This window comes from Terriglobus sp. RCC_193 (genome assembly GCF_041355105.1).
Lineage (GTDB): Bacteria > Acidobacteriota > Terriglobia > Terriglobales > Acidobacteriaceae > Terriglobus.
On the sequence record NZ_JBFUPK010000002.1, the window covers coordinates 417978 to 435105 of the forward strand.

14 protein-coding genes are annotated in these 17128 nt (G+C 57.1%); 11 read left to right on the forward strand and 3 right to left on the reverse strand.

Annotation, left to right across the window (positions count from 1 at the left end; all coding sequences use genetic code 11):
* The first annotated feature begins 131 nt into the window (after window positions 1-131).
* From AB6729_RS10580 to AB6729_RS10615, 8 genes are all read left to right on the forward strand, one after another.
* Window positions 132-254, forward strand: coding sequence for a hypothetical protein (locus tag AB6729_RS10580; RefSeq protein WP_371081581.1), 123 nt, complete (start codon window positions 132-134; stop codon window positions 252-254).
* Window positions 251-1171, forward strand: coding sequence for a tRNA (adenosine(37)-N6)-dimethylallyltransferase MiaA (miaA, locus tag AB6729_RS10585; RefSeq protein WP_371081582.1), 921 nt, complete (start codon window positions 251-253; stop codon window positions 1169-1171). The genes AB6729_RS10580 and miaA overlap by 4 nt, the downstream gene beginning before the upstream one ends.
* A 100-nt stretch (window positions 1172-1271) precedes the next feature.
* Window positions 1272-2312 carry an aldo/keto reductase gene (locus AB6729_RS10590; RefSeq protein WP_371081583.1) on the forward strand — a complete coding sequence of 347 codons (1041 nt, stop codon included), beginning with the start codon at window positions 1272-1274 and terminating at the stop codon, window positions 2310-2312.
* Between the two features lie 707 nt (window positions 2313-3019).
* Window positions 3020-3589, forward strand: coding sequence for an ATP-dependent protease subunit HslV (hslV, locus tag AB6729_RS10595; RefSeq protein WP_371082613.1), 570 nt, complete (start codon window positions 3020-3022; stop codon window positions 3587-3589).
* Entirely contained in the window at window positions 3590-5179 is a 1590-nt protein-coding gene (gene hslU / locus AB6729_RS10600) for an ATP-dependent protease ATPase subunit HslU (protein WP_371081584.1), read from the forward strand.
* Window positions 5180-5349: 170 nt separating this feature from the next.
* Window positions 5350-6918 (forward strand): sialidase family protein, encoded by a 1569-nt coding sequence (locus AB6729_RS10605; protein ID WP_371081585.1) that lies wholly within the window; start codon window positions 5350-5352, stop codon window positions 6916-6918.
* Window positions 6919-7128: 210 nt separating this feature from the next.
* Entirely contained in the window at window positions 7129-7335 is a 207-nt protein-coding gene (locus tag AB6729_RS10610; RefSeq protein ID WP_371081586.1) for a hypothetical protein, read from the forward strand.
* A 194-nt stretch (window positions 7336-7529) separates the two neighbouring features.
* Window positions 7530-8036 carry an Hsp20/alpha crystallin family protein gene (locus AB6729_RS10615; RefSeq protein WP_371081587.1) on the forward strand — a complete coding sequence of 169 codons (507 nt, stop codon included), beginning with the start codon at window positions 7530-7532 and terminating at the stop codon, window positions 8034-8036.
* Window positions 8037-8098: 62 nt separating this feature from the next.
* On the opposite strand, the gene AB6729_RS10620 is transcribed toward AB6729_RS10615, so the two are convergent.
* On the reverse strand, window positions 8099-8986 hold the full coding sequence (locus tag AB6729_RS10620; protein WP_371081588.1) for a YoaK family protein: 888 nt from the start codon (window positions 8984-8986) through the stop codon (window positions 8099-8101).
* On the opposite strand from AB6729_RS10620, the gene clpB reads away from it, so the two are divergent.
* Entirely contained in the window at window positions 8937-11570 is a 2634-nt protein-coding gene (gene clpB, locus AB6729_RS10625) for an ATP-dependent chaperone ClpB (RefSeq protein ID WP_371081589.1), read from the forward strand. The two genes, AB6729_RS10620 and clpB, sit on opposite strands and share 50 nt — an antisense overlap.
* Before the next feature lie 80 nt (window positions 11571-11650).
* On the opposite strand, the gene AB6729_RS10630 is transcribed toward clpB, so the two are convergent.
* Together AB6729_RS10630 and AB6729_RS10635 are read right to left on the reverse strand one after the other, a co-directional pair.
* Window positions 11651-13180, reverse strand: a complete 1530-nt coding sequence (locus AB6729_RS10630; protein WP_371081590.1) for a glycosyltransferase family 39 protein — start codon at window positions 13178-13180, stop codon at window positions 11651-11653.
* A complete protein-coding gene (locus tag AB6729_RS10635; RefSeq protein WP_371081591.1) occupies window positions 13177-14217 on the reverse strand; it encodes a UbiA prenyltransferase family protein in 1041 nt (346 codons plus the stop codon). Before AB6729_RS10635 ends, AB6729_RS10630 begins: the two co-directional genes overlap by 4 nt.
* 533 nt (window positions 14218-14750) lie before the next feature.
* On the opposite strand from AB6729_RS10635, the gene AB6729_RS10640 reads away from it, so the two are divergent.
* On the forward strand, window positions 14751-15758 hold the full coding sequence (locus tag AB6729_RS10640) for a DsbA family protein (protein ID WP_371081592.1): 1008 nt from the start codon (window positions 14751-14753) through the stop codon (window positions 15756-15758).
* Between the two features lie 71 nt (window positions 15759-15829).
* Window positions 15830-16906, forward strand: a complete 1077-nt coding sequence (locus AB6729_RS10645) for a SurA N-terminal domain-containing protein (RefSeq protein WP_371081593.1) — start codon at window positions 15830-15832, stop codon at window positions 16904-16906.
* Window positions 16907-17128: the final 222 nt, after the last annotated feature.

The following is a 17128-nucleotide window of genomic DNA, read 5'->3' on the forward strand; positions in this document are numbered from 1 at the left end:
CGCGTCCAAACCCGTTCTCATAATGAGAACAATCGTACTCAAAAAGAGTACAGGCAGCAATTGTTTTCACATTCGATCGGATGACTCGCACGATATGGGATTCGGCATCGGTTCCGCTTATGGTGGTAAGGATGAGAACGAACGACGAATTCTCCCGGCTGCAACGACTGCAACTGGCAGCAGCCATCGCGGTGGGTGCGGTCATGCTGATCGTCATTGTGTTGCGCGCATGGCGTGGGGGGATGCTGCCGTGAGCGCACTTCCCCTGCTGCCTGTCATCGTTGGGCCAACGGCCAGCGGCAAGACAGCGCTCTCCCTCGCACTCGCGGAACAGCTTGGTGGCGAGATTGTCTCCTGCGATTCCGTGGCGGTGTACCAGGAGATGGAGCTGGGAACAGCGAAGCCATCGCGGGAAGAACGCGCGCAGGTGCGGCACCACATGATCGACGTGGTATCGCCCAACGTGGAATACACTGCAGGCGAATATGGCCGAGCCGCGCGCGCGGCCGTGCAGGACATTGCCAGTCGTGGCAAAGTCCCCATCGTGGCCGGTGGAACCGGCCTGTATCTGCGAGCACTGCTGGATGGTTTTAGCCCTGTGCCGCAACGAGATGAAGCTCTGCGCGACAAGCTGCGTGCGGCGATGGAACGTCGCGGCCCCTCAGTGCTGATGCGTGTGCTGCGAAGACTGGACGCTGCTGCGGCCTCTCGAATTCATGAGAATGATTACCCCAAGCTGATTCGCGCCATTGAGGTTTCCGTACTGGAAGGCAGGCCGATGAGCGATGCATGGCAAGCTCGATCCCCTTCGCCGCTGGAAGGGTTTCGCGTTGTGCAAATGGGTCTGGCGCCGGAACGCGCTGCGTTATACGAACGCATCAACGCGCGCTGTGCAGCCATGTTTAACGATGGCCTGGTGGAAGAAACGCGCGGACTTGTAGCGAAATACGGAGCCGACTGTCGCGCGTTAGGTTCGCTGGGATACGCAGAAGCGCAGGCAGTGTTACGCGGTGAAATAACCGAGGCCGAAGCCATCGCAAAGGCGCAGACCGGGCATCGCAACTACAGTAAGCGGCAAGGTACATGGTTCCGTCGCGATATACGCGTGCAGTGGCTGTACGGCTTTGGCGGCGATGTGGTGGACGAGGCATTGCATTTGCTCGCGATCTAAACTTCCTTCTGGGCAGTTTTTATCAACACTGGCGCGGCATGGCGATACATTGAGAGGCGTCTTCTGCGACTTCGAGATCGGTGAGGCATCTGAGGGAAATATGGAATTTCGACAGCTTGGCAACAGCGGTCTGATGGTTCCAGTGCTTTGCTATGGCACTGGAACCTTTGGTGGTTCGAACGAGTTCTTCAAAGCGTGGGGTTCGACCGACGTCGAAGAAGCGCGGCAACTGATCGACCAGTGTATGGATGCCGGTGTGAACTTCTTCGACACAGCCGATGTGTATTCCGAAGGCCGATCGGAAGAGATTCTGGGTGCAGCCATCAAGCATCTGCCGCGTGAGAGCGTGCTGATCAGCACGAAGTCCACCTTCAGCTTTGAGCCGGGGCCAAACAATTGCGGCTCGTCACGCTACAACATCACGAAGCAGTTGCACGGCAGCCTGAAGCGCCTGCAGACGGACTACATTGACGTCTACCACATGCATGCATTCGATGGCCTGACGCCCATTGAAGAGACCCTGAACACGCTGGATAAGTTTGTGCGCGAGGGCAAGATCCGCTACATTGCCTGCTCCAACTTCTCCGGCTGGGCGCTGCAGAAGTCTGTGGACATCAGCGAAAAATATGGCTGGGCAAAGTATGCCGCGCACCAGGTGTATTACTCGCTGATTGGCCGCGACTATGAGCATGAGTTGATGCAGGTGGGCGACAAGGAAAGTGTGGGCGCGCTGGTGTGGAGCCCGCTGGGATGGGGACGCCTGACCGGTAAGATTCGCCGTGGACAGCCGCCTGCCGCTGGCACGCGCGCCAGGGAAGGCGCCACGGGTGGTCCGGTGGTGGGTGACGAGTACCTCTACAAAGTGGTGGATGCCCTGGATGCAGTCGCCGCGGAAACCGGCAAGACTGTGCCGCAGGTAGCTCTGAACTGGCTTCTGCGCAAACCAACCGTAAGCAGCCTGATCATCGGTGCGCGCAACGCAGAACAGCTCAAAGGCAATCTGGAAGCAGCCAGCTTCGTACTGACAGAAGAGCAAGTGGCAAAGCTGGATAAGGCCAGCGAACTACCGAAGCCTTATCCCTACTGGCACCAGGTGCAGTTCTACCATCGCAACCCGCAGCCGCCCGCTTATCGCGCATAAGCCAACATCCAAACGCCGACACAAGCCCCCGGAGATACAAACCGGGGGCTTTGATTCATCACCGGGTAAAAAGTCCTCATCCTTCCGTACCTCCTTCTCATGTTTGGGTCGCATCAAAGGTCATTAGAATCATCCCTGTCAGACCACCTTGCAGTATCTTGTTCGCTTTCTGCCTGTTCCATGCCCGGAGAAGTTCCTGTTCCAGGTGGACGCATGAAAGAACACGAGTGCACGGTATGCCTGCACGGCATGCTGCGGCGCAGCGAACGGCGCGGTTTATGGGAGAAGTACTTCCTCCCGCTAGTGGGACTCTATCCGTGGCGCTGCAAGTTCTGCAAAGCACGCGTGAGGTTGTCTGATCGCGGTCCTGATCGCCATATCATCGATTCTCGTAGTTAACCCTCCCCTTTCTTTCCCCTCCCCCAAAACCCTGCAGCACGGACGCGGCAAAGCCGACGTCCGTGCTGTACAGCCTCCTGGTCGTCCGTAACGCCGTACCGCATCGCCGAATTCCATCCAAAGCTACCGGTGTTTCCATGCGCTGCTTCTGGTAGTGCAGAGAGTCCTGCCTGAGCGAGGCGAGCCAGTGATTTAGTGTGGCTGCGGGCGTATACTGGTGCGTGATGCACACTTCCTCTGGCACTCGTTCTGAGCTGTCTTTTCGCAGCGATTCCATGGCCGACTCCACGCATTCCGCAAAGCCCGCGATGCACCCGTATGACACGGCGGATGGCCGGCGCATACGTTCCACGACCGTGCTTTGCGTGCGTCGCAACGGCAAGGTCGTCATGGCTGCCGATGGACAGGTGACGCTTGGTTCGGCCGTGATGAAGTCCGGCGCGAAGAAGCTGCGTCGGCTTTACCAGGACAAGGTGCTGGCAGGATTCGCCGGATCGACGGCAGATGCGTTCTCGCTGTTCTCACGCTTTGAAGGCAAGCTGGAGCAGTTTGCCGGAAATATGCCGCGCGCCGCCGTGGAACTGGCCAAGGATTGGCGCACGGACAAGATGCTGCGTCAGCTTGAGGCCCTGCTGCTGATCGCCGACAAGGAACACATGTACCTGCTGGGCGGTAACGGCGATGTGATTGAGCCGGACATGACCGGCGATGGCGCCATCATGACCATCGGCAGCGGCGGATCGTTCGCGCAGGCCGCAGCGCAGGCGTTGCTTGAGAATACAGACCTTTCCGCCCGCGAGATCGTCGAAAAGAGCATGAAGATAGCCGCAGAGATTTGCATCTACACGAACAGCAACATCGCCGTGGAGGAGCTCTAAATGGCCATTTACCTTCCCGGAGTTGCAGAAGACCAGGCCGTTGCGCTGGAAGAGATGACGCCGCGCGAGATTGTTGCGGAGCTGGATAAGTACGTTGTTGGCCAGTACGCAGCGAAGCGTGCTGTGGCCATTGCGCTGCGCAATCGCCAGCGTCGGCAGAAGCTGCCGCCCGAGCTTGCCGACGAGATCATGCCGAAGAACATCATCATGATCGGCGCGACGGGCGTGGGCAAAACAGAGATTGCCCGACGGTTAGCCAAGTTAACCAATTCGCCGTTCCTGAAAGTGGAAGCCAGCAAGTTTACTGAAGTTGGTTACGTGGGCCGCGATGTGGAATCCATCGTGCGCGACCTGGTGGAAACCGCCATTGAGATGGTGCGCGAAGAGAAGCTGGAAGAGGTGGAAGACAAGGCAGAACGCAACGCCGAAGAGCGCTTGCTGGACCTGCTTCTGCCGCCGACTCCTGAGACTTTGAAAGCCGCACAGGAAAAGCCCATTGACGTTGCGGGAACGCCTGCTGTTGCGATTGATTTCGATGCTTCAGCCGAAGCGAAGCCGGAAGAGCCCCATACACAGGAACGCACGCGTGAAAAACTTCGTCAGCAGTTTCGTGAAGGCAAGCTGGACGACCGCACCGTGGAACTGGATGCGCGTGACCGCAATCAGCCACAGTTTGAGATTGTAGGTGTGGGCGGTGCAGAAGATGCCGATGTGAACCTGAAGGACATCCTTCCCGGACTCTTTGGACCGCGCAAGAGTAAGAAGAAGATGAAGGTGAGTGAAGCCTTCGAATACCTCATCAGCGAGGAAGAAGGCCGCCTGATCGACATGGATCTGGTGACTCGCACTGCCATTGAACGCGTGGAAGATTCAGGCATCGTCTTCCTGGATGAGATCGACAAGATCGCCGGGCGCGAGGGCGGTCATGGCCCGGACATTAGCCGCGAAGGTGTGCAGCGCGACATTCTGCCCATTGTGGAAGGCACCACCGTGAACACGAAATACGGTTTCGTTTCAACAGACCACATCCTGTTCATCGCCGCCGGTGCATTCCACGTTTCCAAACCCAGCGACCTGATCCCGGAATTGCAGGGCCGCTTTCCCATTCGTGTGGAGTTGCAATCGCTCACCGTGGAAGACTTCATCCGCATTCTGACGGAGCCAAAGTCGTCGCTGGTGAAGCAATCCATTGCGCTGCTGGAGACCGAAGGCCTGAAGCTGGAGTTCCAGCCCGATGCTTTGGAAGAAATGGCTTCGTTTGCCTTCAACGTGAACGAGACCACCGAAAACATCGGCGCCCGTCGTCTGCACACCATTATGGAGCGCGTGCTGGACGAGATCAGCTTCCAGGCACCGGACCTGATCAAGAATGCGCAACCCGCCGTCAACGGCGTCATTGCACAGGTGGAACCGAGCACCGTGCAGCAGCCGCGTGGTGCGGCCCAGCCGGAAAACGCGCATCCTCTGCCAGTGCTGGAACGGCAGGTGGAAGGCGGCGTGGAACGCGTGGTCCTGATCGACCGCGAATACGTTCGGCAGCAGGTGGCGGGCATCGTGAAGAACCAGGACCTGAGCCGCTACATCCTCTAACCAAACAGATCGAATGAAATGCACAGACGGCTCAACTTTGGGCCGTTTTGTGCCTTCTGCTCCAAAGCAGCAGGCGGCAAAAAGCTGTCATATCTGCGCAGTTTGAGCTGGGCGCACATAAACCAGGAAAATCCCGGAGAATGGTTTCCTTTGAGTTTCCGGAGGAGATCGTGATGCGATTCAGTGTGTGTTTGCTGGCACTTGCACTTGGCCTGAGTGGAAATGCGACAGGCCAGAAGGTGCCGGGCGTGGTGATTGACCACCAACCGCCTGCAAGCCGCGCATACATTGGCTCGCCTTCGATTGTGATTGCGCCGAATGGTGATTACATCGCTTCCCACGATCTGTTTGGCCCCGGGTCCACCAGCACCGTGTCTGCCGTGTCGAAAATCTTCCTGTCGCATGATCGAGGCGTGAGTTGGACAAAGGTCGCCGAGGTGAACGACCAGTTCTGGTCGAACCTGTTTGTGCTGAAGAACCACATCTACCTGATGGGCACCAGCTACGAATACGGTCGCATTGTGATCCGCGGGTCGGACGACAACGGCAAAACGTGGAGTGATGCCCACTTTCTTACAGAAGACACGGGATACCATACGGCGCCGGTACCGATGGTGATTCACGATGGCAAGATTTACCGCGCATTTGAATTCCACCCCAAAGGACCGTGGGGCTCATTCCAGGCGTTCCTGATGTGGGCGTCTATCGACAGCGACCTTACCAAGCCAGCGAACTGGACGATGGCGGAACGGCTGTCGTTTCCGGTAGGCGACATGGGTGATACGTGGCTGGAAGGTAATGCCGTTGTTGGCCGCGATGGATCGATGCTGGACATTCTGCGCGTGAACAACGCATCGCGTGCCGCTGTGCTGAAGCTGGCGGACCACAGCATGAAGCTGGATCGCTTTGTGAACTTTCCCGGAGGCGCGACGAAGTTTTCCATCCGCTTTGATCCTGCGTCGAAGCTGTACTGGACGCTGTCAAATCCCGCGCTGCCGGGCGAAGCCATGGCCGTGAGTTCGCCCGCGAGCGTGCGAAATACGCTGGTGCTGATGAGTTCGCCCGACCTGACGCACTGGACGCCGCGCGAGATTGTGCTGCACCATCCGGAATCACGTGTGCATGGCTTCCAGTATGTCGATTGGCAGTTCGATGGAAACGACATCATTGTCGCCTCGCGCACCGCTTTCGACGATGAGCAGGGGACAGCACACAACTTTCACGATGCGAATTACCTCACGTTTCATCGCGTGGTGAGCTTCCGCAAGAAGGGCACGGTAAAGCTGATGGGCGAAGCCTTCTCGTCTGCGGAGGTATTCACCGACCAGCAGATGCAGAACTGGACCAAAGCCACGACAACAGACGCTGCCAAAGCGGAATCGGGTGTGTATCCGCAACCTCTAGGTGGATACGGAAACCACAGCATGGGAATCACGACACGCGTGAAGACAGGCGAATCGGAACAGCACCGGGACTGGGTAGATATCTTCTACGCGGTTGCGGGTGAGGCAACGCTGGTGAGCGGCGGTCACCTGGAAAACGCAAGAATGACTAGCCCCGGCGAACAAAAGGGCAGTGGCGTGGCTGGCGGGGTTTCCAGGGTTCTGAAGGCAGGCGCGGTAGCCCACATTGATCCAGAGATTGCCCACCAGTTGATCGTGCCCGAGGGCGGTTCTTTCACATATTTCGTGGTGAAGGTGAAAAGGCCCCTTCTCCCAGCCAGAAATAACGATAAGTAGCTCCTTTGAAAAGTCGGAAATAGCGGTAGCGACTTGCCGATTATCGCCCGGCAGGCGTATGCTGCGCGGCAGGGAGGTGTCATTCGCCTTCAGCCCGCCCCTCTGGGCCTGGCCGACCCCGGTTGCTCTTGCCGCTCTCGACCGCACCCTCTTGGACCCGCTCCAGACGAGCACCTCTGACGTAGATCGAGGACGTTAGGAGGTATCCCCATGAGTTTTCTCTCGCACAACTCATCCAACCACAGCCATTTGTCGCGCAAGATTGGCAAGAAACACAACGCGCTGCATACAGTGACCGGCGCCAAGCACGAAGAACATGCAAATGCCGATCAGCCGCGACCGTTTGCGCCGATTCAGTACGACAAGGACGCTCCCCCACCCCAAACCCCGTTTTCCAACTCCATCTTCAAGCTGTAAAAGCCTTCCCCGGGGATGTGGCGGCTGGCAGTTTATTCAGGACTGCCAGCCGTTTTATTTCGCTAAAATATGAGCGCAATACACTCATGTAATCTGCAACCATATGCTACTATCTGCATCAGACAGTACAGGGGCCGGAACGCCTCCAAGAGGAGTTCGGCCATACAAGCTATGGAGATTCAAGGAGATACACGATGACGATCACCCGTTTCACACCGTTTTCTGATGTAGCCGTGCTGCAGAACCGGCTGAACTCCATCTTTCATGACTTCTCCCGCCCCCAGACTACAGAGGGCGAGAGCCTGCAGGCCGGATCGTTCGTTCCGGCGGTCGACATCTATGAGGACGCGCAGAAGCTGGCGCTGACCTTTGAGATCCCCGGCATCAAGCCCGAGGGTGTGGATGTGCGCGTGGAAAACAACGTGCTGACCGTGAAGGGCGAACGCACCTGGGCTGGTGAGCAGAAGGAAGAAAACTTCCGCCGTATCGAGCGCCGGTATGGATCGTTCGTCCGCAGCTTTACCCTGCCCCAGTCGGTGGACACGGAGCAGGTGACAGCGCAGAGCGACAACGGCGTATTGGTAATTGAGCTGCCGAAGAAGGCGGCTGCACAACCGAAACAGATCAAAGTGACGGCAGCCGCACCGCAGATTGAGGCGAAGGAAAACCAGGTTCCCGCCACCGAACAGAAGGCTGCTTAAGGCGGATTCTCAGATGAGCCAGGGGCTGCCGGAATTTCGGCAGCCCCTGGCTCAGATCAGGCTTACTCGGTTTCTTCAGACGCCTGGACCCGACGGATAAGCCATCCGGCAACGATGAGGAGCAGGTCAGCAATCCAAAAGGTATGGTCACTGAGGCGTTGTAGCGAAAGTGAACCAATGGCAGCGCCGCCGAGAAAGCCGATGACGGTAAGCCCAACGATGAGGAACTGCTGCTCGCCTGGTGTGCGATGAGCGGCGGGATGGGAAGGCCAGAGTGCGTCAAAGGCACCTTCAAAGACAGCCCGGAGGTTGCCGGTCATAAAGGTGACGTTGAAGGCGGCTTCCCCGGCACGACGAATCACCGTGATGATTATGGCACCGGAAACGGCGAGACAAATGACGAGCAGATCTGCCGGGATATGCGAGGCAAAAGTACCTGCAAGTGTCAGAACCACAATTTGAAGCAGCAGCGTGAGATGCAGCGCAAAGGGACGAAATTTTCGGAGGAGAAATTTGCCAACAAACACACCGCAGGCAAAACCGAGAACAGGCGCAAGGTGACTCAGGATGGAATGCAGGTTGTAAGAGGCAAAGGCAACGCCGAGCAGAACAAGATTTCCAGTCATGGCATAGGCAAAGACATGACCATGGCGCATGTAGACCACGGCATCCACCAGGCCGGATGACATGGCGAGGAGCATAACGGCCAGGATGATGCCTGGCTTGCGGGGAAGCGGATCAGGCAAGGTGCGGCGTTTCCTTTTGAAAGATCTGGCGTGTGATTTGCGATACAGCAGATAACAGGCCGTGACAGGATGATTGTAACGATCGGCAGGAACAGGTGTGGCGACGCCGGAACAGTGAAGTAACGCAAAGCTTCTGAGGGAGTGGAACGAAATTATGGCAATCAAGTGGGACAAGATGACGGTCAAGAGCCAGGAGGCGATCAATGCCGCCGGTCAGATGGCCGCTGAATATGGCAATCCGGAAGTGATGCCGCTGCACCTGTTGGCGGCTCTGCTGGAGGACCGTGAAGGTATCGTGCTGCCGGTGTTGGAGAAGATTGGCGTGCCAGCGCAGCAGTTGCTGACGAGCGTAAATGCCGCGATTCAGCGGTTGCCGAAAATTCAGGGCGCGCAGCAGAACCCGAGTGCCGGTGCGGCGCTGACGAAGGTGTTGGAGCAGGCGTTTAAGGAAGCCGACAACTTTAAGGACGAGTTTGTTTCAACGGAACATCTTCTGCTGGCGTTGGCGCAGCAGAAGAACGAACCAACGCGTGACGCACTGACGGCACTGGGCGCGACACATGATGCGATTCTGAAGGCGCTGACCAGCGTGCGTGGAACGCAGCGTGTGACGGATCAGAACCCTGAGGGGAAGTTCCAGGCGCTGGAAAAGTACGGCAAGGATGTGACGAAGCAGGCGCGCGAAGGCCGTCTCGATCCAGTGATCGGCCGCGATGAAGAGATTCGGCGCGTGGTACAGGTTCTTTCCCGCCGCACGAAGAACAACCCCGTCCTTATTGGTGAACCGGGCGTGGGTAAGACCGCGATTGTGGAAGGGCTTGCCCGCCGCATTGTGAGCGGTGATGTTCCTGAATCGTTGAAGGACAAGCGCGTGGTATCGCTCGATCTTGCCTCCATGCTTGCGGGTGCAAAGTATCGCGGCGAATTTGAAGAGCGCCTGAAGGCGATGCTAAAGGAGATTGAGGATTCGCATGGACAGATCATTCTGTTCATTGACGAGTTGCATACTCTCGTTGGCGCGGGTGCTTCCGAAGGCGCTGTCGATGCCAGCAACATGCTGAAGCCTGCATTGGCGCGTGGTGAGCTGCGTGCGATTGGCGCGACCACACTGAACGAATTCCGTAAATACATCGAAAAGGATGCGGCTCTGGAACGCCGCTTCCAGCAGGTGTATGTGGGTGAGCCGAACGTTGAGGATACCATCGCTATCCTGCGCGGACTGAAAGAAAAGTATGAAGCGCATCACAACGTGCGTATCAAGGACAGCGCCATCATTGCGGCGGCAGAGCTGTCGCATCGTTACATCAGTGATCGTTTCCTGCCGGACAAGGCGATTGATCTTGTCGACGAAGCCGCGGCTTCACTGGCGATACAGATCGGCAGTGTGCCGGAAGAGATTGATGCGATTGATCGTCGTGTGATGAGTCTTCAGATCGAGAAGACCGCACTCTCACGCGAGACAGATGAGAACAGCAAGGATCGCCTGGAAGACGTGGAACGCGAGCTCGCTGAACTAAACGAGAAGGCAAGCGGCCTGCGTGCGAAGTGGCAGCATGAACGCGAGGCCATTGGCCGTATCACCGAACTGAAAAAGCTGGTGGAGAATCTGCGCTTTGAAGCAGAAGATCAGACGCGCCGTGGCAACTATGAGCGTGCCGCTGCGATTCAGTATGGCGATCTGCCGAAGGCCGAGGCGGAACTGAAGTCGCTGGAAGGCGAGCAGGACGCGATCAAGAACGGCAGCAATAATCGCATGTTGAAAGAGGAAGTGGATGAAGAGGACATTGCGGAGATTGTTTCGCGATGGACCGGCATCCCTGTCTCGAAGATGCTTGAAGGCGAAGTGCAGAAGCTGGTGCAGATGGAGAAGCGTCTGCAGGAGCGCGTCATTGGCCAGGACGAGGCACTGGTCGTGGTTGCGAATGCGATTCGGCGTTCGCGTGCGGGCCTGAGCGATCCGAAGCGACCGATTGGTTCGTTCATCTTCCTCGGGCCTACGGGCGTGGGTAAGACGGAGACGGCGCGTGCTCTGGCAGAGTTCCTGTTTGATGACGAACAGGCGATGGTCCGCATCGACATGAGCGAGTACATGGAGAAGCACGCCGTGGCACGCCTGATTGGCGCGCCTCCGGGATATGTTGGTTTCGATGAGGGCGGTCAACTCACAGAAGCAGTGCGTCGCCGGCCTTACTCTGTTGTGCTCTTCGATGAGATCGAAAAGGCGCATCCGGATGTGTTCAATGTGTTGCTGCAGGTGCTGGATGATGGTCGCTTAACGGATAGCAAAGGACGCACCGTTGACTTCAAAAATACTGTGTTGATTCTGACGTCGAACATCGGCGCGAGTGCCCTGACAACCGCATGGGCAGAGGGTCCGCAGGGCTTTGACGATGCGAAGGCCCGTGTTCTGGATGAGCTGAAGAAGCACTTCCGTCCGGAGTTCCTGAACCGTGTGGACGATATCGTTGTGTTCCATGCGCTGGGCGAGGACCAGTTGACGCACATTGTGGATCTGCGTCTGCATGAACTGGAAAATCTGCTGAAGGATCGCAAGATCACGCTGGAACTGACACCGGAAGCAAGGCATCTGGTCTTCGCAACGGGATACGACCGAGCCTATGGTGCGCGGCCGTTGAAGCGTGCGATTCAGCGACTGGTGCAGGACCCGCTGGCCATCAAGATCCTGAACGGAGAGGTTCGCCACGGCGATCATGTACGTGTGGAAGCGCAGGGAGAACATCTTGCCTTCCACGTAACTGGGCACGAAGCGGAACCAGTAGAAGCATAACGATTAGCACTGAAGTAAAAGGTGAAACGCAGCGAATCTTCATTCTCGCTGCGTTTCACTTTTTACTTTGCTATGGTTGCTTATTCTCCTGAGAAGGTGACAGAAACAAGTTTCCCCCCAAGCGCGGGGCCCAGCGGCGCGATCGTGGCGTGATCCTGCTGCAGCGCATTCTGCAGCCAGTTCCATCCGTCAACGCGATACAGGATCATCAGGTGCGGCCCGGGCTGGTTGCGCAGATCTTCGTATCGATCAATGCGATAACCCGTGAAATGCCGCATGTGTTCTGCGGTGAGCGATTGCGTGTCGTGATGAGCCAACGCAATCTCCAGCGGCGCAGAATAGACGAGCGCAATGCGGCTGCGAACGGCAGGATCTGACACAACATTTCCAAGCTCATTGAAGTTGCCCATGTTCTGGATGTAGATGGGATCGGGTAGCGCAGGGACATGCGATACCGTCAACATCCGGGGCGATGGCCTTTGCAGGTTGGCGTTCGCCGCGCGTGAAAAACCCAGACCGACAAGCAGTACCAACACAACTCCAACCAGAGCACGTGCACGGAACGGGCTGCGTTCAAGCGGTGCGACTGCAACTGCGATGAGAACAGACAATCCCAGAATTGCCGGCAGGATATAACGCACCTCGATGGAATGGGTGACGAAGCGCGCCAGCAAAAAGCCGAAGAAGGGAAGTATCGCAAGCACCAAAAGGAAAACCTTCTCCGCCAGCGGCACGTCTGGATCGTTTTTACGAAAACGAGCAAAGAGCGCACCGGCGAAAATCAGCGCGGCCAGCACGAGAAGCACGATGAGGATCTGCTGTGTTCGTAAGGAATACTGCGTGTAATTGAGGAAGAGAGCGCGGTACGACTGCGTGATGGCATGAAGCCCCACCCGACCCACGTTGTAGTAATGCTTGCGGAATTCGCCTGCGCCCTTCTGGAAAGGCAACGTGAGAAGCGCTCCTGCGGAGCCAAGCGCGATGGCAAAGATCATGGGCCAGTCAATGCGACGACGCTGCACGATACGTACCAGCTCAGCCGTATACAACGGTAGCAGTAGAAGGATTGCGAAGTAGTGCGTATTCAACGCAAGCGCCAACGTAACGGCAAGCGAGATCAGCCAACCAGTGCGTTGCGTATCACGCGTGCCGTGCTGATAAGCAAGCAATAACAGGGCCCCAAGCCCAAGAAGAACACCGTAAGGCCGCGCTTGCTGTGCGTAAAAGAGGGTTGCGGTAAGAGCAGGAACTGCGGCAGCAACAAAGCCCGCAAAATTGCCCGCAATGCGTTTCGCCACGTTATACAGGCAGACCTGCATCAGCAGAAAGCCCAGCAACGATGGCAGACGGATAGCAAACGCCGTTGCACCGAAAAGCGATGTAGAGGCGTGGCCCAGCAAGTGATAAAAGAGCGGGTCCAGCGAGATGGGGTAATGCAGCTGGACCTCGATCAGCTTGCTGATGGAAGACACCGTGTCCGTTTGGAAGACGAACCATTCGTCCTGATCAAGCAGACGATAGTGGCCCCAGGCAAGCGCGCTGGCCGCCGTAAGGATGAGAAGAAGAACAAGCAGAGTGCGGCTGAATCTGGTCTCAGACGCTGCTGTCATGCCACCTCACCGGTAAGGTGTGCGCTGTTCCGCAACTGCGCCTGTGACACGGGTGCGGTCACCGCGGGCGAGGAGGGAAGCGTGGGGTTGAAGAATTCCTCCAGCCGTGGCATACGGATGAAAAGGAGGATTGCCATCACCAATGACGTTGCGACGAACGAAGCCATCAGCAGAGGCTCACGGTAAAGCTTTTCCGGGTTCTGCACAGCGGACTGCGGCTTGAACGCAATCTGCAGATAGATGGCCATAGTGAAGGCCACCAGCGGGAAGCCGAGGATCAACTCCATGCGATAACGAATAATGAACGCGCCCAGAAAGAGCATAGCCGTGGAAGCGTAGAACAGAACCGACACCAGCAGCCGTTCCGGTGTGTAGTGCCGGAAGCTTTTGCGATAAGAGCCGGCAACGGTGCGATCACCAATCTCGTTGAGTTCGCTGAAGCGCTTCAGTGCCATGAAGTAGCAGCCGATCATCCAGTACGCGATGAGCAGCGAAACCGGCGGCACCAGCACTGCCGTCACCGCATACCAGCCCAACAACATACGCAGCGGATTATTGACTGACTCGGTCAGTACGTCTACATATGGCTTGTCCTTGGTACGGACTGGCGGGAAGTTGTACAGGCAACCCATGATCCACAGAATCAGCGCCACCAGCGTAAACATCTTACCGATAAAGAACCAGCCAATGGCCACGCCCGCCAGCATCATGCAGAGCCACTGAATATAGGCAGCAGGAATGTTGACTACGCCGCGCGCCGCCGGACGATTCTTCTTAATGGGGTGCAGGCGATCGAAAGGCGCGTCCAGCACCTCATTGATCACGTAGTTGCTGCATGCCACCAGGGTGATGGAAAAAAAAGCCAGCACCAGCCGAACAACAAGATCGCGATCCAGCAGCGCGGGGTATGCACTGAGTGGAACGATAACGCCCGGAAGGACGAAAAGGTTTTTGATGGAGTGATCCAACCGCGCAATGGCGATGTGAGCGCGCACGCGCTCTCCCAGGGAAACGGTCGGTTTCAAGGCGTCATTCATGATGGCGTAAGGACTCCGATCTTTCGCCTTAGGCTACCATCCTGCGGTTGGCGCGAGGTGAATACGATCCACACGAAGGGCTTCCATCCATGTTCAGGCCACGTATCGGCGCAGAATTTATTTATAAGTTTGCGGTGATTTCAAATGCTTCAACTTTTGCAGAAGTTTCGATGCGTGCTGCTTCATGTTCGGTTGCAAGGCGCATCGCCTCCTGATGCAACACGACAAGATGAATCTTCCTGCGAGTTGAGTTCGGCCGTGTAACGGCGTGCAAGAGCGCGTTCCTCCGCAGAACCTTTGAGGGCCTCCGGATTTTTACGCAGGCGCTCCTGATCGGCAAGGATACGATTCGTTTCTGTTGGGTTGGCGAGAACCCTCAAAGCAGACCGCCGTGTGACGTGGCCAGAGTGGCAGATATGTCATCTGTGCGGTAGACACCGTAAGGAAAATATTTGTTCCAAACTGCCGGCGGCTTTCCTGCTCACAAACCATTTCGAATCGGGTGCGTCCAACAGGCCTGAGATAATCAAAGGATGTCGATGTTCCCTCGCCTCACGCGCCTTTCTGCACTTCTTCTGCTGGCTGCCAGCACCATCCTTAGCAGCGGTTGCCGTGCCCAGGCGGGCGCGGAAGCCATGAAGATGTCGCCGGAACTGACGCGGCGCGTGGCGCTGCTGATCCGCACCAAGGCGCAGTTACCTTTTAACTATGAAGTCAAAGTGAACGACCGCCGCCCCAGCCCTGTTTCGGGTTATGACCAGATCACCGTCTCCATTGGCGAATATGGCAAGGCGCTAAAGCCGATGGCCTTCCTCATCAGCAAAGACAACCAGTCGCTGGCACAGATGAACTCCTTCGATCTGTCGAAAGACCCTCTGACCCTGACCAGCGATGCAGGCCGTCCTTCACGCGGCGGCAACGAGAAGGCGCCCGTTAAGATCGTGGTCTATGACGACCTGGAATGCCCCTTCTGCGCCCGGATGCATGCGCAGATGTTCCCCGCGCTCACGAATCGGTACGGTGACAAGGTTCGTATCGTGTACAAGGACTTTCCGCTGACGCAGATTCATCCGTGGGGCATGCACGCTGCGGTGAACGCCGACTGCCTGGCAGACCAGAGCGCCCCGGCCTACTGGAACTTTGTGGATTACATGCACAGCCACCTTGATACCGTGGGCATCGACCCGGATGCGAAGGACAAGGAAAAGACCCTGCCTGTAGCGCTGAAACAACTGGACCGCGCTGCGCTGGACGAAGGTACGAAACAGAAGCTGGACATGAAGCGCCTGAACGCCTGCGTGGACAAGCAGGATGAAACAGCCGTCAAGGCCTATATGAAGGAGGGCGAGGGCCTGAGTGTCGGCGGCGTTCCGGCTCTGTTCATCAACGGCGAAATGATTACCGGCGCAGTGCCGATCGAATATGTCTATCGCGCCGTGGATGACGCCCTGCTGGCACAGGGAGTCACCTCCCCACCGGCGGTTCCACTGCCCTCGCTGGACGCTCCTGAGGCTTCCACCCCGGCTCCGGCGGCAAAATAATGATGGGTAAATCTGCACAGCTTCTGTCGCAACCGTGCGCTCAGGGCACGAAGGCGTTACCATTGCACCGGATGCTTCTAAAGACCGCACATCGCGCCACCTGGCTACTTTCCGCCGTTAGTCTTTTCACCGTTGCCGCCACCGTGGGATGCAAGAAGGAACACGGAGCGGACGTGGTAGCCAGCGTGAATGGCCATGCCATCATGCGCTCTGAGCTGGACCGCACCTACAACGATCAGGAACGCGGCAAGCAGGACCAGCAGCCGATCACGGAAGAACAGGCCAAAAGCGACAAGCTGACGCTTCTCCGCACACTGATTGACACGGAGATTACTGAACAGCGCGCCGCCAAGATGAACCTGACAGCCACCAATGAAGAGGTGGACGCCAAGCTGACGGAGATGAAGAGCCACTACACCGAAGAGCAGTTCAACCAGATGCTCAAGGAAAGTGGCCGTTCGCTGGATGAGGTTCGTCGTGACTTGCGCAAGCAACTGACACTGGAAAAGCTGTTTAATAAAGAGATCAACAGCAAAATCAATGTGACCGATGGCGAAGTCTCAAACTTCTACAACGCGCACAAGGCCGATTTCAACCTGATTGAAAACAAGATTCACCTTGCCCAGATTGTGGTGACGAATCAGCCATCGCAACAGGCGGGCGGCACGAATCTACAGGGCAGCAAGGCTGGCAACGATGCCGATGCGCGCAAGAAGATTGCCACGCTGAAAGCACAGTTGGACAGTGGCGCGGACTTCAGCGCACTGGCTGCAAATTATTCCGAAGACCCACAAACTGCGTCCAACGGCGGCGATATGGGCTTCATCTCGGAATCGCAACTGCGGCAGGATGCGCAGGTGTGGGATGCGGTAAGCAAGCTGAAGGCAGGCGAAAACACGGCCATCATCACGATTACGCCTCCGGGATCGAAGCAGCCCGTTGGTTATTCGATCATCCATCTGGTGAGCCGCGAAGCCGCAGGACAACGCGATCTGACCAATCCTGCGGTGCAGCAGAGCATTCGCGATCAGATTCGCAACACCCGCAGCCAGCTACTGCGCAGCGCGTACATCGAAATGCTGCGTGACCAGGCAAAGGTAGAGAACTACTACGCGGAAAACATCTTCAAGGCTGGCTCAGGCGCGTAACGGATTCGCAACTTACGAATGAGAGAGGCCTGGCGATTGCCGGGCCTTTCTGTTGGCATGTGTAATCCCGCCTATCATTCTGAGGAGCGTAGCGACGAAGAATCCCCGCGATGCTTCCTGTGCGATGCGGCCTCTGTCTTTCTCGCCAGGAACCTTTAACCGCTGTGCCACTGCCAAACCTATCGGATTCTTCGCTGCGCTCAGAATGACGGCCTTTGTGCA

Excerpts from the sequence above, each read along its gene's own strand:
- AB6729_RS10590 (WP_371081583.1), top strand. The coding sequence starts at position 1,272 with ATGGAATTTCGACAGCTTGGCAACAGCGGTCTGATGGTTCCAGTGCTT.
- hslV (WP_371082613.1), top strand. The coding sequence starts at position 3,020 with ATGCACCCGTATGACACGGCGGATGGCCGGCGCATACGTTCCACGACC.
- hslU (WP_371081584.1), top strand. The coding sequence starts at position 3,590 with ATGGCCATTTACCTTCCCGGAGTTGCAGAAGACCAGGCCGTTGCGCTG.
- AB6729_RS10580 (WP_371081581.1), top strand. The coding sequence starts at position 132 with ATGAGAACGAACGACGAATTCTCCCGGCTGCAACGACTGCAACTGGCA.
- AB6729_RS10610 (WP_371081586.1), top strand. The coding sequence starts at position 7,129 with ATGAGTTTTCTCTCGCACAACTCATCCAACCACAGCCATTTGTCGCGC.
- AB6729_RS10635 (WP_371081591.1), bottom strand. The coding sequence starts at position 14,217 with ATGAATGACGCCTTGAAACCGACCGTTTCCCTGGGAGAGCGCGTGCGC.
- AB6729_RS10615 (WP_371081587.1), top strand. The coding sequence starts at position 7,530 with ATGACGATCACCCGTTTCACACCGTTTTCTGATGTAGCCGTGCTGCAG.
- AB6729_RS10645 (WP_371081593.1), top strand. The coding sequence starts at position 15,830 with ATGCTTCTAAAGACCGCACATCGCGCCACCTGGCTACTTTCCGCCGTT.
- clpB (WP_371081589.1), top strand. The coding sequence starts at position 8,937 with ATGGCAATCAAGTGGGACAAGATGACGGTCAAGAGCCAGGAGGCGATC.
- AB6729_RS10640 (WP_371081592.1), top strand. The coding sequence starts at position 14,751 with ATGTCGATGTTCCCTCGCCTCACGCGCCTTTCTGCACTTCTTCTGCTG.
- AB6729_RS10630 (WP_371081590.1), bottom strand. The coding sequence starts at position 13,180 with ATGACAGCAGCGTCTGAGACCAGATTCAGCCGCACTCTGCTTGTTCTT.